Here is a 26,019-nt window from a genome sequence, read left to right as displayed (position 1 = left end):
GCGACTACACCTCTGCGAGACGCTCCCGTGCCTCGTAAGCCAGGCGCACCGGGGCGAACGAGCGACGATGGATCGGCGTTGGACCCAGGCGGGCCAAGGCTTCCAGATGAACGGGCGTCGGGTAGCCTTTGTGACCACCGATGCCGTAGCCGGGGTAGGTCAATTCGAAAGCAGCCATTTCACGGTCACGGCTGACCTTGGCCAGGATCGACGCTGCGGCAATCGCAGGCACTTTGCTATCCCCCTTGACCACGGCTTCAGAGGGCATCGCCAGTTTGGGGCAGCGGTTGCCGTCGATCATCGCCATTTTTGGCGTGATGTGCAGGCCTTCGACCGCGCGCTGCATGGCGAGCATGGTGGCGTGGAGAATGTTCAGCTCGTCGATTTCCTCGACTTCGGCACGGGCAATGTGCCAACTCAAGGCTTTTTCACAGATCTCGTCGAAGAGCTTTTCGCGGCGGGCTTCGGTGAGTTTTTTCGAGTCGTTGAGACCGAGGATCGGACGGCTCGGATCAAGGATCACCGCCGCCGTGACTACCGCGCCGCACAGCGGGCCGCGACCGACTTCGTCGACACCGGCCACCAGTTCGTGGGCTTCGGCAACCAGGCTGAAGTCCAGGCCCATTTGCGTGGTCATAGGGTTTCCTGTTTTTTACCGATCAAGGTCAGCACGGCGTCCGCCGCCTGGTTGGACGCATCACGGCGCAGGGTGCGGTGAATCTCGTCAAAACCGCGGGTCTGCTCTTCGCCGCCATCGATCAAGGGGAGTACGGTTTGCGCCAGGGCTTCGGGCGTTGCGTCATCCTGCAACAACTCCGGCACCAACAGGCGTTGAGCCAGCAGGTTCGGCAAGGAGATGTAGGGGCTCTTGACCATGCGCTTGAGAATCCAGAACGTCAGCGGCGCCAAGCGATAGGCCACGACCATTGGGCGCTTGTACAGCAGCGCTTCCAGGGTCGCGGTGCCCGAGGCGATCAGTACCGCATCACAGGCCGCCAGGGCCAGGTGCGATTGGCCGTCGAGCAGGGTCAGCGGCAGGTTGCGCCCTTCAAGCAAGGTTTCGATCTGGGCCCGTCGTTGCGGGCTGGCGCACGGCAGCACGAAGCGTAGGCCTGGCTTCAAGGCCAGCAGGCGTTCGGCCGCATCAAAAAACAATGCCCCCAGGCGCCCGACTTCGCCGCCACGGCTGCCCGGCATCAGCGCGACCAACGGCCCGTCAGCCAAACCCAGTTCGGCACGGGCTGCTGCGCGGTCGGCGTGCAGCGGAATGGTGTCGGCCAGGGTATGCCCGACAAACCGCACCGGCACGCCCTTCTCCTCGTAGAAACGGGCCTCGAATGGCAGGAGGGTCAGCATCAGGTCGCAGCCTTCACGGATCTTCAACACGCGCTTCTGCCGCCACGCCCACACGGACGGGCTGACGTAGTGCACCGTCTTGATCCCGGCCTGACGCAACTTGAGTTCGATGTTGAGGGTGAAGTCCGGCGCATCGATTCCGATAAAGACGTCGGGTTGTTCTTCGATGAGGGCCTGAATCAGCAGTTTGCGCCGAGCCAAAAGCTCACGCAGACGCCCCAGCACTTCCACCAACCCCATGACCGACAAGCGCTCCATGGGGAAATAGGAAGTGAGACCTTCGGCCTGCATCAGCGGACCACCCACACCGATAAACTCAACCGCAGGATGCTGGGCCTTGAGGGCTCGCATCAGGCCTGCGCCCAAGATGTCGCCGGAAGCTTCTCCGGCCACCAACGCAATACGCAGATTGGCCATGATCAGCGGGTGATGCCGCGGGTCGACGCCTGGATCGAGTCACGGAATACCGCGACTTCCGGGAACAACGCTGACGGCTCGGCCAGTTCGGTCAAGGCTTGGTCAACGGTGAGCCCCTGGCGGTAGACCACCTTGTAGGCGCGACGCAGGGCGTGGATCGCCTCTTCGCTGAAACCACGACGGCGCATGCCCTCGAAGTTCATGCTGCGGGCTTCGGCCGGGTTGCCGAACACGGTGACGAACGCCGGAACGTCCTTGCCGATGGCGGTCCCCATGCCGGAAAAGCTGTGGGCGCCGATATGGCAATACTGATGCACCAGAGTGAAACCGGACAGGATCGCCCAATCATCAACGTGCACGTGGCCTGCCAACGCGGTGTTGTTGACCAGGATGCAGTGGTTGCCGATCACGCTGTCATGGCCGATATGGGCATAGGCCATGATCAGGTTGTGATCACCCAGCGTGGTCTCGGCACGATCCTGAACGGTGCCACGGTGAATGGTCACACCTTCACGAATGATGTTGTGGTCACCGATTACCAGGCGCGTTTCTTCACCCTTGTACTTCATGTCCGGGGTGTCTTCGCCTACCGAGGAAAACTGGTAGATGCGATTGTGTTTGCCAATGCGGGTCGGTCCCTTGAGGATCACGTGCGGCCCGATGACAGTCCCCTCGCCGATTTCAACACCTGCGCCGATGATCGACCAAGGGCCGATCTCAACGTCGGCGGCCAGAACGGCCGACGGATCGATGATTGCGCGAGGGTCAATCAAACTCATAGTTTGCGTTCCGCGCAGATGATCTCGGCGGAGCACACCGGCTTGCCATCTACCGACGCCTGGCATTCAAACTTCCAGATCTGGCGCTTGCAGCTGATGAACTTGGCTTCCAGGATCAACTGGTCACCCGGAGTGACCGGATTGCGGAAACGCAATTTGTCGGAACCGACAAAATAGTAAAGCGTGCCGTCGGCAGGCTTGAGGTCGAGCATTTTGAAACCAAGGATACCGGCAGCCTGGGCCATCGCTTCAATGATCAATACGCCCGGCATGATTGGATGCGCAGGAAAGTGACCGTTGAAGAACGGTTCGTTGATGCTGACATTCTTGTAGGCACGAATGCGCTTTTCCTCAACATTGAGGTCCACTACGCGGTCCACCAGCAGGAACGGGTAACGGTGAGGCAGGTATTCGCGAATCTCGTTGATGTCCATCATTTCGGGGGGAAGCCTGTAATAAAGATTGGGGGCGGGCGGACTAAAAGCACGCCCCGCTAGCAAATCAAGGAGGCAAGTCTAGCGGCTGTGCACACTTGATATGGAAATGGTATCAGCCTTCTGATGAAACATTACCGCCAGGGGTCACGTCACCAACACGCTTTTCCAGCTGTTTGAGGCGTCGCGCCATGTCGTCCAGATGCCTCAAGCGTGCTGCACTCTTGCGCCATTCAGCTGCGGGCTGCATGGCCGTACCGGAGGAATAGGCGCCTGGCTCGGTAATCGAGTGGGTCACCATGGTCATCCCGGTAATGAAGACGTTGTCGCAAATATCGATATGGCCCACCAGCCCAACGCCACCGGCGAGCATGCAATGCTTGCCGATCTTGGTGCTGCCGGAGATGCCGACACACGCCGCCATGGCGGTGTGATCACCGATCTGCACGTTGTGGGCGATCTGGATCTGGTTGTCGAGCTTCACGCCATTGCCGATCACGGTATCGGCCAAGGCCCCGCGATCGACAGCAGTGTTCACACCGATTTCCACATCGTCGCCGATCAACACACCGCCGACCTGGGCAATCTTGTGCCAGACACCTTTGGAGTTGGCAAACCCGAAGCCTTCGCCACCGATCACGGCACCCGACTGAATGACTACACGCTCACCAATACGCACATCGTGGTACAGGGTCACGCGCGGGGCCAGCCAGCCACCGGCGCCGATTACGCAGCGCGCGCCGATAAAGCAATGGGCTCCGACCGTGACACCGGCAGCAATGCGCGCACCACTCTCGACCACCGCAAAGGCGCCAATGCTGGCCGCAGGATCAACCTGGGCATCATCCGCAATTACCGCCGACGGATGAACACCGCCCGCCGCCTTGGGTTTTGGATCGAACAGGTGCGAAGCCTTGGCGTAGGCCAGGTACGGATCAGGCACCACCAGCGCGTCCCCGGCAAACCCTTCGGCATCAGCGGCTTTGAGCAACACGGCGGCGGCTCTGCTGTCGACCAGGTATTTACGGTATTGGGGATTTGCGAGGAAGCTCAACTGAGCTGGGCCAGCCTCCTGCAAGGTGGCTAGCCCAGTGATTTCTTTCTCCGGGGAGCCGCGCAAGGCGGCTCCCAGGAACTCGGCCAACTCGCCGAGCTTGATAGTCGCGGTCATGGCTTACTTCAGCTGGTTCATGCGCTCGATCACCTGGCGGGTGATGTCGTATTGAGGCTTGACGTCGATCACGGCGCCGCGTTCGAACACCAGGTCAAAGGCACCTTTCTTGATGACTTCTTCCACGGCGCTGTCGAGTTTCGGCTTCAGCTGCTTGAGCATTTCACGGTCGGCAACGGCCTTGGCTTCGTTCAGTTCCTTGGATTGGAACTGGTAGTCACGGGCCTTTTGCTTGAATTCAAGCTCCAGACGCTCGCGCTCGCCTTGCTGCATCTTGTCGCCACCAGCCACCAGACGATCCTGGATGCCCTTGGCACTGCTTTCCAGGGTCTTGAGCTTGGTCAGTTGCGGACCGAATTTCTTCTCGGCATCCACGGCGTACTTCTTGGCCGCATCGGATTCCAGCAGAGCCATCTGATAGTTCAGGACGGCGATTTTCATTTCGGCGAAGGCCGGGGTGGTTACCAGCACGGTGGCCAGCAGAACCAATTGAGTCAACTTACGCACGATGTACTCCTACAGAATCCGTTGTCGTTATCTTGGGTCAGACGCTTAGAACGTCTGGCCGAGGGAGAATTGGAAAATCTGGGTTTCAGCGTTATCCGGTTTCTTGATCGGCATGGCCAGAGCAAAGCTCAATGGGCCAAGCGCAGTCACCCAAGTCACACCCACACCAACGGAGCTCGCCAGGTTGCTCAGGCTCACGTCGTTGCACTGGGTCTGAGATTTCACGCCGCTTGGGTTGGTGATCTGCTCACACTTGGAATCGAATACGTTACCCACGTCCCAGAATACCGAAGTACGCAACGAACGCTGGTCCTTGACGAACGGCAGCGGGAACAGAATCTCCGCACCACCCTGAATCAACACGTTACCACCGAACGGCAGAGGCTTGTTGTCGGAGTCGACCACAGTGCCCTGGTTACCGGTTACACCAACACCACGGCTCGGCGTACCACGCGGGCCCAGGGTGCTGTCTTTGAAACCACGTACGGAGTTGAAGCCACCCGCATAGTAGTTCTCGTAGAACGGCAGGCCATTGGTGGAACCATAACCGTCACCGTAGCCCAGCTCAGTGTGCAGGCGCATGGTGTAGTTGTCGCTCAACGGCTGGAACAACTGGCCGCGGTAGTCGAGTTTGAAGAACGACAGGTCGCTGCCCGGCGTGGTGGTTTCCAGGGTCAGGCTCTGGGAGTGGCCACGGGTTGCCAGTACACCTTTGTTCAGGGTCGACTCGGACCAGCCGGCAGACGCCTTGAAGTTCAGGAACTTGTCGCCTTCACGACGGGTGAAGTCGAAGATTTCGTCCACGGTGTAGACACCGGTCTTGATCTCATCCTGTTGCGCGGTCAGGCCGAAGGTCAGACGCGAGGTCTCACTGATTGGGTAACCGATGTTCACGCCAGCACCCAGGCTGTCGATCGCATAGCTTGCAACGTCAACGTCGAGGTCTTTGTAGTCGGTGGTACGGTAGAAGGCGTTGTAACCCAGGCTCACACCGTCAGCAGTCCAGTAGGGGTCGACATAACCGAAGTTATAGCGGCTCTGGTATTCGCTGCGGGTCAGGCCGATGGAGACCTTGTTACCGGTACCGAGGAAGTTGTTCTGGGTAATCGAACCACCAAGGATCAGACCGGCACTCTGTGCAAAGCCGACACTCGCGGTGATCGAACCCGAGGCTTGTTCTTCTACGGCGTAGTTCACGTCAACCTGGTCATCCACACCTGGCACGGCCGGGGTTTCGACGTTGACCTCTTTAAAGAAGCCCAGGCGCTCAAGACGGGTCTTGGACTGGTCGATCAGGTATGTCGACGCCCAGCCACCTTCCATCTGACGCATTTCACGACGCAGCACTTCGTCCGCAGACTTGGTGTTGCCACGGAAGTTGATGCGGTTCACGTAGGCACGCTTGCCCGGGTCGACGACAAAGGTGATGTCCACGGTGTGGTCATCATCATGTGGGGTCGGCACGCCGTTGACGTTGGCGAAGGTATAGCCTTCGTTGCCCAGGCGACGGGTGATCAGCTCGGAGGTCGTGGTCATCAGCTTGCGCGAGAACACCTGGTCCTTCTGCACCAGCAGCAAGGCCTTGACCTGATCTTCGGGAACTTTCAGATCACCGCTCAGCTTGACGTCACGAACCTTGTACTTCTCGCCTTCGTTGACGTTGACGGTGATGTAGACGTGTTTCTTGTCCGGGGTGATGGACACCTGGGTGGAGGCAATATCCATGTTGATATAGCCACGGTCCAGGTAGTAGGAACGCAGGCGCTCCAGGTCACCGGAGAGTTTTTCGCGGGCGTACTTGTCATCGTTCTTGAAGAAAGACAGCCAGTTGGTGGTCTTCAGTTCGAACAGGTCGATCAGGTCTTCATCGGCGAACTTGGTGTTGCCCACCACGTTGATGTGCTGAATGGCCGCCACGGTGCCTTCGTTGATGTTGACCTTGAGGCCGACACGGTTACGAGGCTGCGGGATCACTTCGGTTTCCACGGACGCGGAGTAGCGGCCCTGGGCAACGTACTGGCGTTGCAGTTCGTTACGCACACCTTCAAGGGTGGCACGCTGGAAGATCTCGCCCTCGGCCAGGCCGGATTGCTTGAGGCCTTTCATCAGGTCTTCAGTGGAGATCGCCTTGTTGCCCTCGATCTCGATACTGGCGACGGAAGGTCGCTCGACCACGGTGATAACGAGGACGTTGCCTTCGCGACCCAGTTGGATATCTTGAAAGAAGCCGGTTTTGAACAGCGCACGAGTGGATTCCACCAGGCGACGGTCATCAGCCTGTTCCCCGACGTTCAACGGCAACGCACCAAAGACGCTACCTGCGGATACCCGCTGGAGGCCGTTGACGCGAATATCGGAGATGGTGAAGGACTCGGCGTGAACTTCGGCGATCATCAATACGGTGAGAACCGCAGTTAGCAGCAGACGTTTCATGAAGTCCTTTCTTATTCCAACTGGCAATAAACAAACTGCCGCAAAATGCGGCAGATTCGCAATTCAGCGAAGCGTTACAGACGTCCCAAATCGTTGACCAAGGCTAACAACATCACCCCGACCACCAAACTGATACCGATCTGTATCCCCCAACCTTGCACCCGATCCGACAAGGGGCGACCACGCACCCACTCGACCAGATAAAACAACAGATGTCCCCCATCCAATACTGGGATGGGCAGCAAATTCAGAACCCCCAGGCTAATACTCAGATAAGCCAGGAAATTCAGGAAATCCGCGACACCCGACTGGGCAGAAGCGCCCGCCACTTTAGCAATGGTTATCGGTCCACTCAAGTTTTTTACCGAGAGCTCGCCGAACAACATTTTCTTCAGGGATTCGAGGGTCAGCACACTCATGGTCCAGGTGCGTTTCGCACCCTCGCCAATCGCCGCCACCGGCCCGTAACTGACCTCGCGCAGCATCGACGGCGGCCACTCCGGACTCTTCACCCCGGCGCCCAGATAACCCCCGGCCGCCTTGGCTTCCCCACGCACCGACAGGGTCACGGGGACATCGATTTGAGCACCCTCGCGCTCAACTTTCAGCATAATTTTGGTATCAGGGCGTACACGCACCAGGTCGACCACTTGCTGCCAATCGGCCAGCGCCTGACCATCAAGCGCCAACAAACGGTCGCCGGTTTTCAGGCCGGCCGACTGGGCCGGACCTTTCGGGTCCAGCTCGGCGAGGACCGGCGGCAGGCTCGGACGCCACGGACGAATCCCCAGGGACTTGATCGGATCAGGTTCATCCGCGCCCTGGAGCCAACGGTCCAGCTTGAGCTCACGTGGCGATTCGGCCGTGGAGTCCTGCTCACGCACCACCACATTGATGGTGCCACTCTCCCCCAGGCGACGCACCAACTGCAGGTTGACCGCGCCCCAACCCGTGGTTGGCTCGCCATCAATCGCAACAATTTCCTGGCCGCTGGTCAAGCCAGCCCTGGCCGCAATGCTGTCCGCCTCGACCGCACCGATGATCGGACGCAGTTGCTCGCTGCCCAGCATGGCCAAGACCCAGAAAAAAAACATCGCCAGCAGGAAGTTGGCGATCGGGCCGGCAGCAACGATGGCAATACGCTGACGAACGGTCTTGCGATTGAAGGATTGGTCCAACTGATCGGCCGGCACTTCGCCTTCGCGCTCATCAAGCATCTTGACGTAGCCGCCCAGCGGAATCGCCGCGATCACGAACTCGGTGCCCTGGCGATCGTGCCAGCGCAGCAACGGCATGCCGAAACCGACGGAAAAGCGCAATACCTTGACGCCGCAACGACGCGCAACCCAGAAGTGGCCGAATTCGTGGAAGGTAACCAGCACGCCCAGAGCAACCAGGGTGCCGACAATCATGTAGAGCGCACTCATCTAATTTCTCCGCATTCCAATCCAGTGCCTGAAGGCTCAAACGCGCCCGCAGACTAACGCGCGTTGCGGTTCAACCATTGCTCGGCCAGGGTCCGCGCCTTTGCATCAGCCTCGAACACTGCCGCCAAATCATTTACAGCGACCACAGGCTCAAGACCCAGTACGTCCTCGATGATACTCGCGATCTGCGGAAAGCGGATGCGCCCATCAAGAAACGCCGCCACAGCCACTTCATTCGCCGCATTGAGCATCGCCGGCGCGCTGTTACCCGCCTCGGCCGCTTGCCGCGCCAGGCGCAGGCAAGGGAAACGCTGCTCGTCCGGTGCTTCGAAGTCCAGGCGGGCAATGGCAAACAGGTCCAACGGCGCCACGCCGGAATCGATCCGCTCAGGCCAGGCCAGGGCGTTGGCGATCGGCGTGCGCATATCGGGGTTACCCAGCTGCGCCAATACCGAACCGTCCACATAATCGACCAGGGAATGAATCACACTTTGTGGGTGAATCACCACCTCGACCTGATCAGGCCTGGCATCGAACAACCAGCACGCCTCGATCAACTCAAGGCCCTTGTTCATCATGCTCGCCGAGTCAACGGAGATCTTGCGCCCCATCGACCAGTTCGGATGGGCACACGCCTGGTCAGGCGAAACGTGCTCCAACTCGGCCAGCGGAGTCTGTCGGAACGGGCCACCGGACGCAGTCAGCAGAATCCGGCGCACACCGACCTGGCTCAAGCCACGGGCAAAATCACCCGGCATGCACTGGAAGATTGCATTGTGCTCGCTGTCGAGCGGCAGCAACACAGCACCGCTCTTGCGCACCGCCTGCATAAAGAGTGTGCCGGACATCACCAGCGCCTCTTTATTGGCCAACAAGATCTTCTTGCCGGCGTCGACAGCCGCCAAGGTTGGGCGCAGGCCCGCGGCCCCCACGATGGCAGCCACAACGGTGTCTACCTCGACATCCGCCGAGACCTGGCACAGCCCTTCCTCTCCGACCAACACCTCGGTCGCCAGGCCCGCGGCCCGCAGATCATCCTGCAAGCCTCGCGCGGCGACGGCCTCAGGCACCACGGCATAGCGAGGCGCATGGCGCACACACAGGGCCAGCAGTTCTGCCAAACGCGAGAAGCCGGTCAGGGCAAACACCTGGTAACGATCAGGATGACGAGCGATCACATCCAGGGTGCTCAGCCCGACCGAGCCGGTGGCGCCCAGCACGGTCACCTGTTGCAGGCGGCTCACGAAGCGATCATCCACAACAGCACAGCAAAGATCGGAATGGCGGCGGTCAGGCTGTCAATACGATCCAGCACACCGCCGTGACCCGGCAGCAGGTTGCTGCTGTCCTTGATCCCGGCCTGACGCTTGAACATGCTTTCGGTGAGATCACCCACCACCGAGATAAAGACGACGATGGCCGTACCCAGCAGGCCCAGGAAAATCTCCTGCACCGACCAGTCACGCACGAGGCCGACTACCAGCGTGATGACCAGCGTCAATGCCAGGCCACCATACACGCCCTCCCAGCTTTTGCCGGGACTGACCGCTGGCGCCAGCTTGCGCTTGCCTAAGGCCCGACCGGAGAAGTAGGCACCAATATCGGCGCCCCACACCAATACCATTACCGCCAGAATCAGCCAGTTACCAATGGGATAACGCTTGATCTCTACCAACCCCTGCCAGGCCGGCAGCAGGATCAGCAAACCGATCACCAGCTTGCAGGCAACGCTGGACCACTGGCTGCTGGTACGCGGATAGGTCAGCACCAGGAACGTCGCCAGTGCCCACCACAACACCGCCGCCCCCAGCACCCAGGGTGCGATGTCCGGCAGGATGTACATCAGGAACAGCAGCAGCGCCACGACAGCGGCGTACACCACGCGCGGCAGTTGAGCATTGAAACCCGCCAGGCGCGCCCATTCCCAGGCTCCCAGGGTCACGACCAGGCCGATAAACAGCGCAAAGCCGGAACCGTCGAGCAGGAAAAACCCACACAAGGCAATCGGCAGCAGGATCAGTGCTGTGATGATTCGTTGTTTAAGCATTTAAACCCGGGCTCCAGCTTCGATCTGCTCGCTCGTTTTACCAAAGCGACGCTGACGGGAAGCGAAATCGGCCAGCGCATTGCGCATGGCATCGTGTTTGAAGTCCGGCCAGAACAGGTCGGAGAAGTACAGCTCGGTGTAGGCCAATTGCCACAGAAGGAAATTGCTGATGCGGTGCTCGCCACCGGTACGGATGCACAAGTCCGGCAACGGCAGGTCGCCGGTCACCAGGCAGGTTTGCAACAGCTCGGGCGTGATGTCGTCCGGGCGCAGGTGACCGGCCTGTACTTCACGGGCCAAGCGTTGCGCGGCCTGGGCGATGTCCCACTGGCCGCCGTAATTGGCAGCGATCTGCAGCACAAACCGGCCAGAGCCGGCAGTAATGGCTTCAGCCTCGCGCATGGCCGCCTGCAACTCCGGATGGAACCGTGAGCGGTCACCAATGATTCGCAGGCTGATGTTGTTGTCGTTGAGGCGCTTGGCTTCGCGACGCAGGGCCTTGAAGAACAGGTCCATCAGGGCACTGACTTCATCGGCCGGGCGCTGCCAGTTTTCACTGGAGAAGGCAAAGAGGGTCAATACCTCGACCTTGGCCTCGGCACACACCTCAATCACAGCCCGCACCGCATCGACACCCGCTTTATGCCCGGCAACACCCGGCATAAAGCGTTTTTTCGCCCAGCGATTATTCCCATCCATGATGATCGCGACGTGACGCGGCACCACAGAAGGTACAGTCTGCTTGGTCTTTTCCATGAAGGCGTCCTGACCCCTTATACGGCCATCAGGTCCTTTTCTTTTTCTTCCGTGGCCTTGGTGATCTGGGCCTCGGCATCTTTGGTCAGCTTGTCGATGTCAGCGACGGCACGACGCTCTTCGTCTTCGCTGATTTCCTTGTCCTTGACCAGCTTCTTCAGCTCACCCAGGGCATCGCGACGGATGTTACGCACCGCTACACGTGCATCTTCAGCGGCGCTGCGAGCCTGCTTGGTGAAGCCCTTACGGGTTTCTTCAGTCAGGGCCGGCATGGAGATCAACAGCAACTCGCCCAGGTTGGTCGGGTTGAGGTTCAGGCCGGCGCTCTGGATGGCCTTGTCGACAGCACCCAGCATGTTGCGCTCAAACGCTACGACCTGCAGGGTGCGCGAGTCTTTAACGGTAATGTTGGCGACGCTGCTGATCGGTGTATCGGAACCGTAGTAAGGCACCATCACGCTACCCAGGATGCTCGGGTGCGCCTTGCCGGTGCGAATCTGGCCGAATGCGTGGCTCAGGGATTCCAGGGATTTTTGCATACGCGCCTGGGCGTCTTTCTTGATTTCGTTGATCATTGTTGGCCTTCCTCGATCAGAGTCCCTTCAGCGCCGCCGTGTACGATATTCAGCAGGGCGCCGGGCTTGTTCATGTTAAATACGCGCAGCGGCATCTTGTGGTCGCGGCACAGGCAAATAGCCGTCAGGTCCATCACACCCAGCTTGCGATCCAGCACTTCATCGTAGGTCAGATGATCGAACTTCTCGGCATGCGGGTCTTTGAATGGATCTGCAGTGTATACGCCATCGACCTTGGTCGCCTTCAGCACGACGTCGGCGTCGATTTCGATCGCGCGCAGGCACGCAGCCGAATCGGTGGTGAAGAACGGGTTACCCGTGCCGGCGGCAAAGATCACCACTTCCTTGGAGTTCAGGTGGCGCATGGCTTTGCGGCGATCATAGTGATCAGTCACGCCAACCATGGAAATAGCCGACATCACGATAGCCGAGATATTGGCACGCTCAAGGGCGTCGCGCATGGCCAGGGCGTTCATCACAGTAGCCAGCATGCCCATGTGGTCGCCAGTGACCCGATCCATACCCGCCGCACTCAGTGCCGCGCCGCGGAACAGGTTACCGCCACCAATCACCAGGCCGACCTGCACACCGATGCCAACCAATTGGCCGACTTCCAGCGCCATGCGGTCGAGCACCTTGGGATCGATCCCGAACTCTTCCGAGCCCATCAGGGCCTCGCCGCTGAGCTTGAGTAGAATGCGTTTATAGCGAGCCTGATAACCACTGCCCTGCTGAGCCATTGCGAATCTCTCCTGCGGCGTATTTTAAAAATTCTTGGCGAGCCGTTTACGGCTTGCGTTCACTCTAGCTGGACGCTCTCACAGCGCCATCGGAACACGGCTTTGTAAGCCAGTTCCGAAGGGAATCCAAATAAAATTGGCCTTCCCATTTGAAAAGAGGCTGCGCGCGTGAGCGGGCAGCCTCTTTCGGGCGACAGTTGAAAACTGTCTTATTGCTTGGCGGCAGCCAGCTGGGCAGCAACTTCTTCAGCGAAGTTGTCGACCGGCTTCTCGATGCCTTCGCCTACTTTGAAGTAAGTGAAGGAAACGATTTCTGCACCGGCTTTCTTGGCCAGTTCGCCAACCTTGATTTCAGGGTTCTTGACGAACGCCTGCTCAACCAGGCTTGCTTCGGCCAGGAACTTGCTGATACGGCCTTTGACCATGTTCTCAACAATGTTTTCTGGCTTGCCTTTGATTTTTTCTTCGTTCAGCTGCAGGAACACAGCTTTTTCACGCTCGATCGCTTCGGCAGAAACTTCCGAAGGCAGCAGGAACTCAGGGTTGCTGGCTGCTACGTGCATGGCGATGTCTTTGGCCAGCTCGACGTTGCCGCCTTTCAGGACAACTGCAACACCGATCTTGTTGCCGTGCAGGTAACCACCAACAACATCACCTTCAACGCGAACCAGGCGACGGATGTTGACGTTTTCGCCAACCTTGCCGACCAGTACCAGGCGAGCAGCTTCTTGAGCTTCGATCAGAGGCTCAACGGTAGTCAGCTTGTCAGCGAATGCTTTTTCAACGCTGGCAGCAACGAATGCCTTGAAGTCATCTTGCAGAGCCAGGAAGTCGGTCTGCGAGTTCACTTCCAGCAGAACGGCGGATTTGCCGTCTTCTTTCAGAGCGATCGCGCCTTCAGCAGCTACGTTGCCTGCTTTCTTGGCAGCCTTGATGGCGCCGGAAGCACGCATGTCATCAATGGCTTTTTCGATGTCGCCGTCAGCCTTTTCCAGGGCTTTCTTGCAATCCATCATGCCTTCGCCGGTACGCTCACGCAGTTCTTTAACCAACGCTGCAGTAATTGCTGCCATTTTCAAATTCCTCTTGGATAGGTTTTCAACCATTCCACCCGATCGAACGGGGGATCAATTCTTCCCGAACCACCTTTGTAGGCCGCTGCACGTTACAGATGATGTAGCTGCGCTGCCGACAAATGGTTTTCGAGGTGGCAAAAAGGGGGCCAAGCCCCCTTTTTGCTTACTGAGTCAACGCCAGGGCGTCAATTACTCAGCTGCGGCTACCGGAGCTTCTTCAACGAACTGCTCGGTACCACCAGCAACGTGGTTGCGACCACGGATTACAGCGTCAGCCATCGAACCCATGTACAGCTGGATAGCGCGGATTGCGTCATCGTTGCCTGGGATGATGTAGTCAACGCCTTCCGGGCTGCTGTTGGTATCGACTACGCCGATAACAGGGATGCCCAGCTTGTTGGCTTCGGTGATCGCGATGCGCTCGTGATCAACGTCGATAACGAACAGTGCGTCAGGCAGACCGCCCATGTCCTTGATACCACCCAGGGAACGATCGAGCTTTTCCAGGTCACGGGAGCGCATCAGCGCTTCTTTCTTGGTCAGCTTGGCGAAAGTACCGTCTTCGGCTTGCACTTCAAGGTCACGCAGACGCTTGATGGAAGCACGGATGGTTTTGAAGTTGGTCAGCATGCCGCCCAACCAGCGGTGATCGACGTACGGCGAACCGCAACGTGCTGCTTCTTCAGCAACGATCTTGCCAGCGGAACGCTTGGTGCCGACGAACAGAATCTTGTTTTTGCCCTGGGCCAGACGCTCTACGAAAGTCAGAGCTTCGTTGAACATTGGCAGGGTTTTTTCAAGGTTGATGATGTGGATCTTGTTACGTGCGCCGAAAATGTATTTACCCATTTTCGGGTTCCAGTAACGGGTCTGGTGACCGAAGTGCACACCGGCCTTCAGCATATCGCGCATGTTGACTTGGGACATGATAGTTCCTTAATAAGTCGGGTTTGGCCTCCACGTATCCCAATGACCAACCAGCGGCATCAAGGCCTCCGGCACCCAGGTCATCGTGTCGACACGTGTGTGGATTTAAGCTTTGCGGGGTATCCCCGGAAAGCGGCGCATTTTATACCACAGCATCGACGAAAACGAAACCCGCAATCACATTTGCCGCCCAGCGCATTTACCCAAGCCCTTGAATAGAGCCAACATCACCCTACCTTATAGAGAGAAGCGATCATCAGGGGCTCATGATTTGACGCCAGCGTCTGTTAGAATCGCGTTTTTTGGGGCTTGTGCGAATTCTGTAACCTTTTGTCGCACGCCCGTGAACCGTATTGATTTCAGCGCGTCGCGCTAGAGAGAGCCTGTATGACCGTTAGTTTGAAAACCGCCGAAGACATTGCTGGCATGCGCATCGCCGGCAAACTGGCTGCCGACGTGCTGGAAATGATTGCAGAACACGTCAAGCCCGGCGTCACCACCGAAACCCTGAACCAGATCTGCCACGACTATATAGTCAACGTGCAGGGCGCCATCCCCGCGCCACTGAACTACAAGGGTTTCCCCAAGTCGATCTGCACCTCGGTCAACCACGTGGTCTGCCACGGGATTCCGGGCGACAAACCGTTGAAGGACGGCGACACCCTGAACATCGACGTCACCGTGATCAAGGACCGCTACTTCGGCGACACCAGCCGCATGTTCCACGTCGGCACCGTGCCGGTCTGGGCCGAGCGCCTGTCCCAGGTCACCCAGGAATGCATGTACAAGGCCATCGAAATCGTCAAGCCAGGCTGCCGCCTGGGCGACATCGGTGAAGTGATCCAGAAGCACGCGGAAAAGAACGGCTTCTCGGTGGTCCGCGAATTCTGCGGCCACGGTATCGGCACTGTGTTCCACGAAGAACCGCAGATCCTGCACTACGGCCGCGCCGGCACCGGCATGGAACTGAAGGCCGGCATGACCTTCACCATCGAGCCGATGATCAACCAGGGCAAGGCCGACACCAAGGTACTGGGCGACGGCTGGACCGCCATTACCAAGGACCGCAAGCTCTCGGCCCAGTGGGAACACACCCTGCTGGTCACGGAAACCGGCTACGAGATCTTCACCCTGCGCGCCGACGACACGATCCCACGCGTTTCGGCTGCCGTTTAGGTATAAGCAGGGTTGCTCAGGTTTTCCCACAGCGTGTTGTGACTGACTGAATAGATAGAAAGGAAAGCCGATCGATGCCCCAGGTGGATCCCGAACTCTTCGACCGTGGCCAGTTCCAGGCCGAACTGGCCCTGAAGGCAAGCCCCATTGCCGCCTTCAAGAAGGCGATCCGCCAGGCCCGCGAGGTGCTCGATGAGCGCTTTCGCAACGGTCGCGATATTCGCCGGCTGATCGAAGATCGCGCCTGGTTCGTCGACAACATCCTGCAAAAGGCCTGGGAGCAGTTCAACTGGAGCGAAGACGCCGACATCGCCCTGGTGGCCGTCGGCGGCTATGGTCGTGGGGAGCTGCACCCCTACTCCGACATCGACCTGCTGATCCTGCTGGACAGCGCCGACCATGAGATCTTTCGCGATTCCATCGAGCGCTTTCTGACGCTGCTGTGGGACATCGGCCTGGAAGTCGGCCAGAGCGTGCGCTCCGTCGACGAATGCGCCGAAGAGGCCCGCGCCGACCTCACCGTCATCACCAACCTGATGGAAAGCCGCACCATCGCCGGCCCCGAGCGCTTGCGCCAACGCATGCTCGAAGTCACCAGCACGGCGCACATGTGGCCGAGCAAGGATTTTTTCCTCGCCAAGCGCGCCGAACAAAAAGCCCGCCACCACAAGTACAACGACACCGAATACAACCTGGAACCCAACGTCAAAGGCTCGCCCGGCGGGCTGCGGGACATCCAGACGATTCTGTGGGTAGCCCGTCGCCAGTACGGCACCCTGAACCTGCGCGCCCTGGCTGGCGAAGGCTTCCTGGTAGAGAGCGAAAACGCCCTGCTGGCCTCGTCCCAGGAATTCCTGTGGAAAGTGCGCTACGCCCTGCACATGCTCGCCGGGCGCTCCGAAGACCGCCTGTTGTTCGACCATCAACGCTCCATCGCCACCCTGCTGGGCTTTGAGGGCGAGGACGCGAAGACCAGCATCGAAAGCTTCATGCAGCAGTACTACCGGGTAGTCATGAGCATTGCCCAGCTCAGCGACCTGATCATCCAGCACTTCGAAGAGGTGATCCTGGCTCCCGAGGACGAAGCGCCGCCGCAGCCGATCAATGCGCGCTTTCAGCTGCACGATGGCTATATCGAGGCCCGCAACGACAACGTGTTCCGGCGCACGCCGTTCGCCATGCTGGAAATCTTCGTGCTGATGGCCCAACAGCCGGAAATCAAAGGCGTGCGCGCCGACACCATCCGCCTGCTGCGGGAGAACCGTCACCTGATCGACGACGAGTTCCGCAACGACATCCGCAACACCAGCCTGTTTATCGAGCTGTTCAAGTGCAAGATCGGCATCCACCGCAACCTGCGCCGGATGAACCGTTACGGCATCCTCGGGCGCTACCTGCCGGAGTTCGGTTTTATCGTCGGGCAGATGCAGCACGACCTGTTCCACATCTACACCGTGGACGCCCACACCCTGAACCTGATCAAGCACCTGCGTAAGTTGCAGTACACCCAGGTATCAGAGAAATTCCCGTTGGCCAGTAAGCTGATGGCCAAGCTGCCCAAGCCCGAACTGATCTACCTGGCCGGCCTGTACCATGACATCGGCAAAGGTCGGCATGGCGATCACTCGGAAGTCGGCGCCGTCGACGCCGAGGCGTTCTGCCAGCGCCACCAGTTGCCGCTGTGGGACAGCCGCCTGATCGTCTGGCTGGTGCAAAACCACCTGGTGATGTCGACCACCGCCCAGCGCAAGGACTTGTCCGACCCGCAGGTGATCCACGATTTCGCTGGCATCGTCGGCGATGAAACCCGCCTCGACTACCTGTACGTGCTGACCGTCTCCGACATCAACGCCACCAACCCGACCCTGTGGAACTCCTGGCGCGCCAGCCTGTTGCGCCAGCTCTACACCGAGACCAAGCGTGCCTTGCGCCGCGGTCTGGAAAACCCGGTCGACCGCGAAGAACAGATCCGCCGCACCCAAAGCGCGGCGCTGGACATCCTGGTACGTGGCGGCAATGACCCGGACGACGTCGAGCAACTGTGGTCGCAACTGGGCGACGATTACTTCCTGCGCCACACCGCCGGCGACGTGGCCTGGCACAGTGACGCGATCCTGCAGCAGCCGGCCGATGGCGGCCCGCTGGTGTTGATCAAGGAAACCACCCAACGCGAATTCGAAGGCGGTACGCAGATCTTCATCTACGCGCCGGACCAGCACGACTTCTTTGCCGTGACCGTGGCGGCCATGGACCAGCTCAACCTGAACATCCATGACGCGCGAGTGATCACCTCCAGCAGCCAGTTCACCCTCGACACCTACATCGTGCTCGACACCGAAGGCGAGTCCATCGGCGACAACCCGGCACGGGTGAAAAAAATCCGCGAAGGCCTGACCGAGGCCCTGCGCAACCCGGACGACTACCCGACCATCATCCAGCGCCGGGTGCCGCGCCAGCTCAAACACTTTGCGTTTGCGCCCCAGGTGACCATTTCCAACGACGCCCAGCGCCCGGTCACGGTGCTGGAACTCAGCGCGCCGGACCGTCCAGGCCTGCTGGCACGCATCGGCGGGATATTCCTGGAGTTCGACCTGTCGCTGCAGAACGCCAAGATTGCGACCCTTGGTGAGCGCGTGGAAGACGTGTTCTTCATCACCGACGCCGACAACCAGCCGCTGTCCGACCCTGAGCTGTGCCTGCGCTTGCAGGAAGCCATCGTCCAGCAACTGAGCGTGCCCCAGGAGCCCGGCGTCGAACTGACGCGCCTGACCATTTGAATTGTTAACTTTGTGAACACGATCCCTGTGGGAGCTGGCTTGCCTGCGATGCGGGCGCCGCGGTGCAACAGATGACTGGCGGCGATGCGATCGCAGGCAAGCCAGCTCCCACAGGTTCGGTGCTCACCGTGATAGAGGCTTACATGAACAACGCCCTGAACCAGTTGCAACCCTACCCGTTCGAGAAACTGCGCGCCCTGCTCGGCAGCGTCACGCCGAACCCGGACAAGCGCCCGATTGCGCTGTCCATCGGCGAACCCAAGCACAAGTCCCCGCAATTCGTGGCCAAGGCCCTGGCCGACAACCTCGATCAGATGGCCGTCTACCCAACCACCCTGGGCATCCCGGCCCTGCGCGAGGCCATCGGCGCCTGGTGCGAACGCCGCTTCGACGTGCCCAAGGGCTGGCTCGACCCGGCACGCAATATCCTGCCGGTCAACGGCACCCGTGAAGCGCTGTTCGCCTTCACCCAGACCGTGGTCAACCGTGGCGACGACGCGCTGGTGGTCAGCCCGAACCCGTTCTACCAGATCTACGAAGGCGCTGCGTTCCTGGCCGGGGCCAAGCCGCATTACCTGCCATGCCTGGATGCCAACGGCTTCAACCCGGACTTCGACGCCGTGACCCCGGACATCTGGAAACGCTGCCAGATCCTGTTCCTGTGCTCCCCCGGCAACCCGACCGGTGCGCTGATCCCGGTCGACACACTGAAGAAGCTCATCGCCCTGGCCGACGAATACGACTTCGTGATCGCCGCCGACGAGTGCTACAGCGAGCTGTACTTCGACGAACAGACCCCGCCGCCGGGCCTGTTGAGCGCCTGCGTCGAACTGGGCCGCCAGGACTTCAAGCGCTGCGTGGTATTCCACAGCCTGTCCAAGCGCTCCAACCTGCCCGGCCTGCGCTCCGGCTTCGTGGCCGGCGACGCCGACATCCTCAAGGCCTTCCTCCTGTACCGCACCTACCACGGCTGCGCGATGCCGGTGCAAACCCAGTTGGCCAGCATTGCCGCCTGGCAGGACGAAGCCCACGTACAGGCCAACCGTGACCTGTACCGCGAGAAGTTCGACGCCGTGCTGGCCATCCTCAAGCCAGTGCTGGACGTGCAAAGCCCGGACGGTGGTTTCTACCTGTGGCCGAATGTGAAGGGCGATGATGCGGCGTTCTGCCGTGACCTGTTCGTGCAAGAGCACGTGACCGTGGTGCCGGGCTCATACCTGTCGCGGGAAGTGGACGGTTTCAACCCAGGCGCCGGGCGTGTGCGCCTGGCGCTGGTTGCGCCGTTGGCCGAGTGTGTGGAAGCGGCGGAGCGGATTCGCGGGTTTATTCAAGGTCGTCAGTAATGAAACACGCCCGCACTGCGCAATGCAGTGCGGGTATAGATACATTTCCTACTGCGCAAAATTCATTCAGCCACAACCTCGCCTGAACTTTTCCTTCAATTACCGCCATGACAGGGTTCCGAATCCAAAAACCGATAGCGCCGCACTGGCGCCCTATTTCAACGCCCCCAGATTCGCCTCACTCATATCCAACTCCGCCAACACCTCCCTCAACACGTCATCGCCAATCTGGTGATGACGGCTCAAGCTGTACAACTCCAAGCGCTGCGCACGCAGGGCCTTGAGGCGCAATTTGCGCTCCAGCAGGTCCATTTGCTGCGCCAGCGCCTGGGCTTCGGCCGAATCGTTGAACACGTCCAACTGGTGGCGATACTCCGACATCAGGCGTGCCTTCAACTCAGCAGCAAGCGCGGCCTGGGCGGCGTCCTGATTGTCGCTTTCCACAGGCTCTTCGGCTTCCAAGGCATGGATCGCGGCCACGGCGGTTTTCTTCCAGGCCTCGCGAACCTCGTTGTGGCGCTTTTCATCGGGGCTCTTTTCGATGCCGCGCAACAACAGCGGCAAGGCGATGCAGGCGGCGACCAGCGACAGCAGGATCACGCCAGCGGCGATAAAGATCAGCAAGTCGCGTTCAGGGAAGGCCTGGCCAGGCGCCAGCAGCAACGGCACCGACATCACACCCGCCAGGGTCACCGCCCCCCGCACACCGCCGACCGTCAGAAGCCAGCATGAGCGCGCGGTCGGCACCAGGGTCAGCTCACTTTTCCCACGCAGCCTGCGCAACAAACCCGACAGCCGCCAGATGCTCTGCACCCAGATAAATCGCAGCACCAGCAACACCAGGAAGATCGCGATCACGTCCAGGCAGCGATACAACAACGTCGGCCACAGCGTCGGCTCATGACTGACCACCGCCTTGATGATGTCCGGCAGTTGCAAGCCCAGCAGCAGGAAGATCAAGCCGTTGAAAGCAAACTCCAACAGCGACCAGACGCTGCGATTGAGCAAGCGCGTACTGGTCTGGCGCGGCAACAGGTCGAGCCAGCTTTGCATCATGCCCGCTGCCACCGCCGAGAGAATCCCCGATGCACCCAAACGCTCAGCCAGCACATACGCGGCGAAGGGCAGCAGCAGCATGAACACCACGTGAGTCGCCGGGTCGTCCCAACCCCGCGCGATCATCCACGCACGCAAGCGACCGACCAGCCAGCTCAACGCCACGCCAACGGCCAAGCCGCCGGCGGCCACCAACACAAACGTGAGGCCGGCATCCGCCAGGGAAAACACTCCGGTCAACGCCGCAGCCAGGGCGAACTTGAACGTCACCAGGCCCGAAGCATCATTCATCAAGGCCTCACCCTGAAGCATATGCATCAACGGCGTGGGCAAACGATTCTGGGAAATGGCCGACACTGCCACGGCATCCGTCGGCGACAGCACTGCCGCCAGGGCGAAGGCCACAGGCAGTGGGATCGTAGGCAAAAGCCAATGAATGAAGTAACCGGCACCGACCACGGTAAACAGCACCAGCCCCACCGCCAACGTCAGGATCGGCCCGCGCAGCCGCCACAACTCACGCTTGGGCATGCGCCAGCCATCGGAAAACAACAGCGGCGGCAGGAACAGAAACAGGAACAACTCCGGGTCAAGCGCCACATGCAACCCCAGCGTCGGCCAGGCCAGCAAGGCGCCTGCGCCGATCTGCACCAAGGGCAACGGCAAAGGAATGACACGCCCGACCAGACGCGAAACGCTGACCAGCATCAGCATGATTAGAACGGTATAGGCGGTTTGCATAACGCGGGGTTCCCGGACAATCGACTTGCTATGAAACACATAAGGCAATGCCGCGCCCTTGAAGTGCCATATTAGCCAGCTATGTTACCTGCCTCGGCTGCCGCCCGGCATTTGCACATAAGTCGCACGCTGGCATGACGAGCGGCACCACAGGCCGCCGGTCGTGGCATAATCCGTGATCTTGCGTTTTCATTGGTCCAAAGGGGGGCAATTCCTTGACCGTTTCAAGCAAAACCTTGCACCTTTTCGGCATCAAAGCCTGCGACACCATGAAAAAGGCGCGCACCTGGCTCGATGAGCATGGGGTGAGCTACGAGTTCCACGACTACAAAACGGCCGGTATCGACCGTGAACACTTGACCCAATGGTGCAATGAGCACGGTTGGCAGGTGGTTTTGAACCGTGCGGGCACCACCTTTCGCAAACTCGAAGACGAACGCAAAGCCGATCTCGATCAGTCGAAAGCCATTGAATTGATGCTCGCACAACCCTCGATGATCAAGCGCCCGGTGCTCGATCTCGGTGACAGAACCCTGATTGGCTTCAAGCCAGATAGCTATTCGGCGGCCCTCAAGTAGGCCAGCCCTTTCCATTTTTGTAGAGGTAACAGCATGTCCAATTCCCTGTTCAGCCTGGGCTTCGGCGTCGGCACTCAGAACCGCCAAGGTGCTTGGCTGGAAGTGTTTTACGCACAACCGCTGCTCAACCCGTCGGCAGAGATCGTCGCCGCCATCGCGCCGATCCTCGGCTACACCGAAGGCAACCAGGCGATCACCTTCACCATCAGCCAGGCGCTGCAACTGGCCGATGCACTCAAGAACGTCGACGCCACCCAGGCTGCACTGCTCAATCGCCTGGCTGAAAGCCACACCCCGCTGGTCGCCACCCTGCTGGCTGAAGATGCCGCGCTGACCTCCACGCCTGAGGCCTACCTCAAGCTGCACCTGCTGTCCCATCGCCTGGTCAAGCCCCACGGCCTGAGCCTGGCCGGTGTGTTCCCGCAGCTGCCGAACGTGGCGTGGACCAGCCAGGGCGCGATCGATCTCGGCGAACTGCCAGAGCGCCAGCTGGAAGCCCGCCTGCGTGGCGAGCTGCTGGAAGTGTTCTCGGTGGACAAGTTCCCGAAAATGACCGACTACGTGGTCCCGACCGGCGTGCGTATCGCTGACGCCGCGCGGATCCGCCTCGGCGCCTACGTGGGCGAAGGCACCACCGTGATGCACGAAGGCTTCGTCAACTTCAACGCCGGCACCGAAGGCCCGGGCATGATCGAAGGCCGTGTGTCGGCTGGCGTGTTTGTCGGCAAGGGTTCCGACCTGGGCGGCGGTTGCTCCACCATGGGTACCCTGTCGGGCGGCGGCAACATCGTGATCAAGGTGGGCGAAGGCTGCCTGATCGGCGCGAACGCCGGTATCGGTATCCCGTTGGGCGACCGCAACACCGTGGAATCGGGCCTGTACGTCACCGCCGGGACCAAGGTCGCGCTGCTGGACGAGCAGAACCAACTGGTCAAGGTGGTCAAGGCGCGTGATCTGGCCGGCCAGCCGGACCTGCTGTTCCGCCGCAACTCCGAGACCGGTGCCGTGGAGTGCAAAACCCACAAATCGGCCATCGAACTGAACGAAGCGCTGCACGCTCACAACTAAGCAGCCACTCGATGCCACTAGCGGGCCCCGACCCTGGGGCTCGCTTATACGAGTCTTGAACACCATGCTAGTGCCCTCTCCCTGGCGCGCCGATTTCCCGGCCATCGCCACCCTGCAACGGCAAGACCAGACCTACCTGGACAACGCCGCAACCACGCAAAAACCCCAGGCCTTGCTGGACGCCATCAGCCATTACTACGCCAATGGCGCAGCCAATGTGCACCGTGCCCAGCACCTGCCGGGGGCCCATGCGACCCAGGCATTCGAAGACAGCCGCAGCAAGGTCGCGCAGTGGCTGAACGCAGGCGACAGCGGGCAGATCGTCTTCACCCACGGCGCAACCTCTGCGCTGAACCTCTTGGCCTATGGCTTGGAGCATCTATTCAATGCGGGCGATGAGATTGTCATCAGCGCCCTGGAACACCACGCCAACCTGTTGCCCTGGCAGCAACTGGCCAAACGCCGCGCGCTGACGCTGGTGGTATTGCCACTGGGCGATGACGGCGTGATCGACCTCGCCGCCGCCGCCGAATTGATCGGCCCGCGCACGCGCCTGCTGGCGTTGAGCCAGTTGTCCAACGTGCTCGGCGCCTGGCAGCCGCTGCAGGCCTTGTTGGCACTGGCACAGCCACACGGCGCGTTGACCGTCGTCGACGGCGCCCAAGGTATCGTCCATGGCCGTCATGACGTACAGGCCCTGGGCTGCGACTTCTATGTCTTTTCCAGCCACAAGCTCTACGGCCCGGACGGCGTCGGCGTGTTGTTTGGCCGCAATGAAGCGCTGCATCACTTGCGCCACTGGCAGTTTGGCGGCGAGATGGTGCAACAGGCCGACTATCACAGCGCGAGCTTCCGCCCGGCGCCACTGGGTTTTGAAGCCGGTACACCGCCGATCGCCGGCGTGATCGGCCTGGGCGCCAGCCTGGATTACCTGAGTTCGCTGGATCAACCGGCGGTGGTCGCCCATGAAGCGGCGTTGCACGAGTATCTGCTGCGCGGTTTGAAAGCGCGCAATGGCGTGCGCGTGCTGGGCTCGCCGCAAGTGGCGTTGGTCAGCTTTGTGGTCGAAGGCGTGCATAACGCCGACCTCGCGCATCTGTTGACCGAACAAGGCATCGCTGTGCGCGCCGGGCACCATTGCGCCATGCCGTTGCTCAAGGCAATGCACTTGTCGGGGGCGATCCGTGTATCGCTGGCGCTGTATAACGATTCCGACGATCTGGAGCGCTTTTTTGAAGCACTGGATCAGGCGCTGGATATGCTGCGATGAGCCTGCCGGTGGAGGCAGTCGCTGCACTGGAGGCCTTCCAGGCGGTAGGCAGCTGGGAACAGCGCGCACGCATGCTGATGCAATGGGGCGAGCGTTTGCCCGCCCTGCCTGCCGAAGATAAAGTCGACGCCAACCTGGTGCAGGGCTGCGAAAGCCTGGTGTGGCTGGTGGGGCGCTTGCAAGACGGGCATTGGCAGTTTGCTGCCGCCAGTGATGCACGGATGATTCGGGGACTGGTGGCGTTGCTGCTGGCGCGGGTGAATGGGTTGTCGGCCGTTGAACTGCACGCCGTCGATCTGCACGACTGGTTCAATCAATTAGGACTTTCCCGCCAATTATCATCGTCGCGCAGCAATGGCTTGAATGCAGTGCTGCAGCGCATGCGAGAACTAAGCCGTACACAAGGCTAACTGTGGGAGCGGGCTTGCTCGCGAATGCGCTGGTTCAGGCAATGATGTATTGACTGACACACTGCTTTCGCGAGCAAGCCCGCTCCCACATTTTGAATTGTGCAAGGTTCTGGAACCTAGGCGGGTTTAACACGCTCGGAAGGCCTACGCACCCCGGCCACGATCTTGTCCACTGCCTTGGTCGCGGCCACCATGCCGAAGGTCGCGGTCACCATCATCACCGCACCAAACCCACCGGCACAGTCCAGCTTCACCCCATCGCCGACAAAACTCTTCTGCAAACAGATGCTGCCATCCGGCTTGGGATAGCGCAGTTGCTCGGTAGAAAACACACACGGCACGCTGTAGTGGCGGGTCACGGTGCGCGAGAAACCGTAGTCCCGACGCAAGGTCGAGCGCACTTTCGACGCCAGCGGGTCGTTGAACGTGCGGTTCAGGTCACACACCTGGATCAGCGTCGGGTCGATCTGCCCGCCGGCGCCGCCAGTGGTGATGATCTGGATCTTGCGGCGCTTGCACCAGGCGATCAGCGCCGCCTTGGCATTCACGGCATCGATGCAGTCGATCACGCAGTCGATGTTCGGCGTGATGTATTCGGCCATGGTGTCGCGGGTGACGAAGTCCGCCACCGCATGCACCACGCAATCCGGATTGATGCCGCGCAAGCGATCGGCCATCACCTCGACTTTGGGTTTGCCTACGGTGCTGTCCAGCGCATGCAACTGGCGGTTGCTGTTGCTGACGCACACGTCATCCAGGTCAAACAGCGAAATTTCGCCCACACCGCAACGGGCCATGGCTTCCGCCGCCCAGGAGCCCACGCCGCCGACGCCGACGATCGCCACATGGGCCGCTTTCAAGCGTTCCAGGCCTTCAATGCCATACAAGCGGGCGACGCCTGCAAACCGTGGATCTTCTGTACTCATGACCATTACCCCAAAAACCGGCGCGCATT

At 60.2% G+C, this 26,019-nt stretch carries 24 protein-coding genes; 7 read left to right on the top strand and 17 right to left on the bottom strand.

Annotation, left to right across the window (positions count from 1 at the left end; all coding sequences use genetic code 11):
* Nucleotides 1–4: 4 nt before the first annotated feature.
* The 15 genes from rnhB to rpsB form a co-directional block, all read right to left on the bottom strand.
* The gene (gene rnhB / locus AC3ISR_RS06905; RefSeq protein WP_192299344.1) at nt 5–637 is read right to left on the bottom strand and encodes a ribonuclease HII; all 633 of its coding nucleotides are present in this window, start codon (nt 635–637) and stop codon (nt 5–7) included.
* The gene (gene lpxB / locus AC3ISR_RS06900; RefSeq protein WP_463984544.1) at nt 634–1,773 is read right to left on the bottom strand and encodes a lipid-A-disaccharide synthase; all 1,140 of its coding nucleotides are present in this window, start codon (nt 1,771–1,773) and stop codon (nt 634–636) included. The genes rnhB and lpxB overlap by 4 nt, the downstream gene beginning before the upstream one ends.
* A gap of 2 nt (nt 1,774–1,775) precedes the next feature.
* Nucleotides 1,776–2,552 (bottom strand): acyl-ACP--UDP-N-acetylglucosamine O-acyltransferase, encoded by a 777-nt coding sequence (gene lpxA / locus AC3ISR_RS06895; RefSeq protein WP_463984543.1) that lies wholly within the window; start codon nt 2,550–2,552, stop codon nt 1,776–1,778.
* Nucleotides 2,549–2,989 (bottom strand): 3-hydroxyacyl-ACP dehydratase FabZ, encoded by a 441-nt coding sequence (gene fabZ / locus AC3ISR_RS06890; protein WP_003172281.1) that lies wholly within the window; start codon nt 2,987–2,989, stop codon nt 2,549–2,551. Before fabZ ends, lpxA begins: the two co-directional genes overlap by 4 nt.
* Before the next feature lie 112 nt (nt 2,990–3,101).
* Nucleotides 3,102–4,157: a UDP-3-O-(3-hydroxymyristoyl)glucosamine N-acyltransferase gene (gene lpxD, locus AC3ISR_RS06885; RefSeq protein ID WP_463984542.1), complete on the bottom strand. Its 1,056-nt coding sequence runs from the start codon at nt 4,155–4,157 to the stop codon at nt 3,102–3,104.
* A 3-nt stretch (nt 4,158–4,160) separates the two neighbouring features.
* Nucleotides 4,161–4,664 (bottom strand): OmpH/Skp family outer membrane protein, encoded by a 504-nt coding sequence (locus AC3ISR_RS06880; protein ID WP_003172279.1) that lies wholly within the window; start codon nt 4,662–4,664, stop codon nt 4,161–4,163.
* A gap of 45 nt (nt 4,665–4,709) precedes the next feature.
* Entirely contained in the window at nt 4,710–7,097 is a 2,388-nt protein-coding gene (bamA, locus tag AC3ISR_RS06875; RefSeq protein ID WP_226455871.1) for an outer membrane protein assembly factor BamA, read from the bottom strand.
* Nucleotides 7,098–7,171: 74 nt separating this feature from the next.
* A complete protein-coding gene (gene rseP / locus AC3ISR_RS06870; protein ID WP_489324669.1) occupies nt 7,172–8,524 on the bottom strand; it encodes a sigma E protease regulator RseP in 1,353 nt (450 codons plus the stop codon).
* A gap of 53 nt (nt 8,525–8,577) precedes the next feature.
* The gene (ispC, locus tag AC3ISR_RS06865; protein ID WP_489324668.1) at nt 8,578–9,768 is read right to left on the bottom strand and encodes a 1-deoxy-D-xylulose-5-phosphate reductoisomerase; all 1,191 of its coding nucleotides are present in this window, start codon (nt 9,766–9,768) and stop codon (nt 8,578–8,580) included.
* Complete coding sequence (locus tag AC3ISR_RS06860) at nt 9,765–10,571, bottom strand: phosphatidate cytidylyltransferase (protein ID WP_489324667.1); 807 nt, start codon at nt 10,569–10,571, stop codon at nt 9,765–9,767. The genes ispC and AC3ISR_RS06860 overlap by 4 nt, the downstream gene beginning before the upstream one ends.
* Nucleotides 10,572–11,327, bottom strand: coding sequence for a polyprenyl diphosphate synthase (uppS, locus tag AC3ISR_RS06855; RefSeq protein ID WP_192299352.1), 756 nt, complete (start codon nt 11,325–11,327; stop codon nt 10,572–10,574).
* Nucleotides 11,328–11,344: 17 nt separating this feature from the next.
* Nucleotides 11,345–11,902: a ribosome recycling factor gene (frr, locus tag AC3ISR_RS06850; protein WP_192299353.1), complete on the bottom strand. Its 558-nt coding sequence runs from the start codon at nt 11,900–11,902 to the stop codon at nt 11,345–11,347.
* Nucleotides 11,899–12,642, bottom strand: coding sequence for a UMP kinase (pyrH, locus tag AC3ISR_RS06845; protein ID WP_003189161.1), 744 nt, complete (start codon nt 12,640–12,642; stop codon nt 11,899–11,901). The genes frr and pyrH overlap by 4 nt, the downstream gene beginning before the upstream one ends.
* A 209-nt stretch (nt 12,643–12,851) precedes the next feature.
* Complete coding sequence (gene tsf, locus AC3ISR_RS06840; protein WP_017739118.1) at nt 12,852–13,715, bottom strand: translation elongation factor Ts; 864 nt, start codon at nt 13,713–13,715, stop codon at nt 12,852–12,854.
* Nucleotides 13,716–13,907: 192 nt separating this feature from the next.
* The gene (gene rpsB / locus AC3ISR_RS06835; RefSeq protein ID WP_003189158.1) at nt 13,908–14,645 is read right to left on the bottom strand and encodes a 30S ribosomal protein S2; all 738 of its coding nucleotides are present in this window, start codon (nt 14,643–14,645) and stop codon (nt 13,908–13,910) included.
* A 387-nt stretch (nt 14,646–15,032) separates the two neighbouring features.
* On the opposite strand from rpsB, the gene map reads away from it, so the two are divergent.
* From map to dapC, 3 genes are all read left to right on the top strand, one after another.
* Nucleotides 15,033–15,821, top strand: coding sequence for a type I methionyl aminopeptidase (gene map, locus AC3ISR_RS06830; protein WP_135287993.1), 789 nt, complete (start codon nt 15,033–15,035; stop codon nt 15,819–15,821).
* A gap of 74 nt (nt 15,822–15,895) precedes the next feature.
* Entirely contained in the window at nt 15,896–18,598 is a 2,703-nt protein-coding gene (locus tag AC3ISR_RS06825) for a [protein-PII] uridylyltransferase (protein ID WP_192299354.1), read from the top strand.
* Nucleotides 18,599–18,741: 143 nt separating this feature from the next.
* Nucleotides 18,742–19,941: a succinyldiaminopimelate transaminase gene (gene dapC / locus AC3ISR_RS06820; protein ID WP_489324666.1), complete on the top strand. Its 1,200-nt coding sequence runs from the start codon at nt 18,742–18,744 to the stop codon at nt 19,939–19,941.
* Nucleotides 19,942–20,094: 153 nt separating this feature from the next.
* Here the strand turns inward: dapC and AC3ISR_RS06815 are convergent, their stop codons facing one another.
* Entirely contained in the window at nt 20,095–21,738 is a 1,644-nt protein-coding gene (locus tag AC3ISR_RS06815; protein ID WP_192299356.1) for a Na+/H+ antiporter, read from the bottom strand.
* Nucleotides 21,739–22,007: 269 nt separating this feature from the next.
* Between AC3ISR_RS06815 and AC3ISR_RS06810 the strand changes: the two genes are divergently transcribed.
* The 4 genes from AC3ISR_RS06810 to AC3ISR_RS06795 all read left to right on the top strand — a co-directional run bounded on the left by AC3ISR_RS06810 (nt 22,008) and on the right by AC3ISR_RS06795 (nt 25,064).
* A complete protein-coding gene (locus AC3ISR_RS06810; RefSeq protein WP_229999207.1) occupies nt 22,008–22,316 on the top strand; it encodes an arsenate reductase in 309 nt (102 codons plus the stop codon).
* Nucleotides 22,317–22,349: 33 nt separating this feature from the next.
* Nucleotides 22,350–23,384, top strand: coding sequence for a 2,3,4,5-tetrahydropyridine-2,6-dicarboxylate N-succinyltransferase (dapD, locus tag AC3ISR_RS06805; RefSeq protein ID WP_192299357.1), 1,035 nt, complete (start codon nt 22,350–22,352; stop codon nt 23,382–23,384).
* A 64-nt stretch (nt 23,385–23,448) separates the two neighbouring features.
* Entirely contained in the window at nt 23,449–24,654 is a 1,206-nt protein-coding gene (locus AC3ISR_RS06800) for an aminotransferase class V-fold PLP-dependent enzyme (RefSeq protein ID WP_192299358.1), read from the top strand.
* A complete protein-coding gene (locus AC3ISR_RS06795) occupies nt 24,651–25,064 on the top strand; it encodes a SufE family protein (RefSeq protein ID WP_192299359.1) in 414 nt (137 codons plus the stop codon). The genes AC3ISR_RS06800 and AC3ISR_RS06795 overlap by 4 nt, the downstream gene beginning before the upstream one ends.
* Nucleotides 25,065–25,180: 116 nt before the next feature.
* Here AC3ISR_RS06795 and tcdA read toward each other — a convergent pair whose 3' ends face one another.
* The gene (tcdA, locus tag AC3ISR_RS06790; protein ID WP_370694889.1) at nt 25,181–25,990 is read right to left on the bottom strand and encodes a tRNA cyclic N6-threonylcarbamoyladenosine(37) synthase TcdA; all 810 of its coding nucleotides are present in this window, start codon (nt 25,988–25,990) and stop codon (nt 25,181–25,183) included.
* Between the last annotated feature and the right edge of the window lie 29 nt (nt 25,991–26,019).

The organism is Pseudomonas sp. GL_117 (assembly GCF_057835125.1).
Note: the sequence above shows the minus strand (reverse complement) of the source record. Positions and strands in the feature narration are given on the sequence as shown.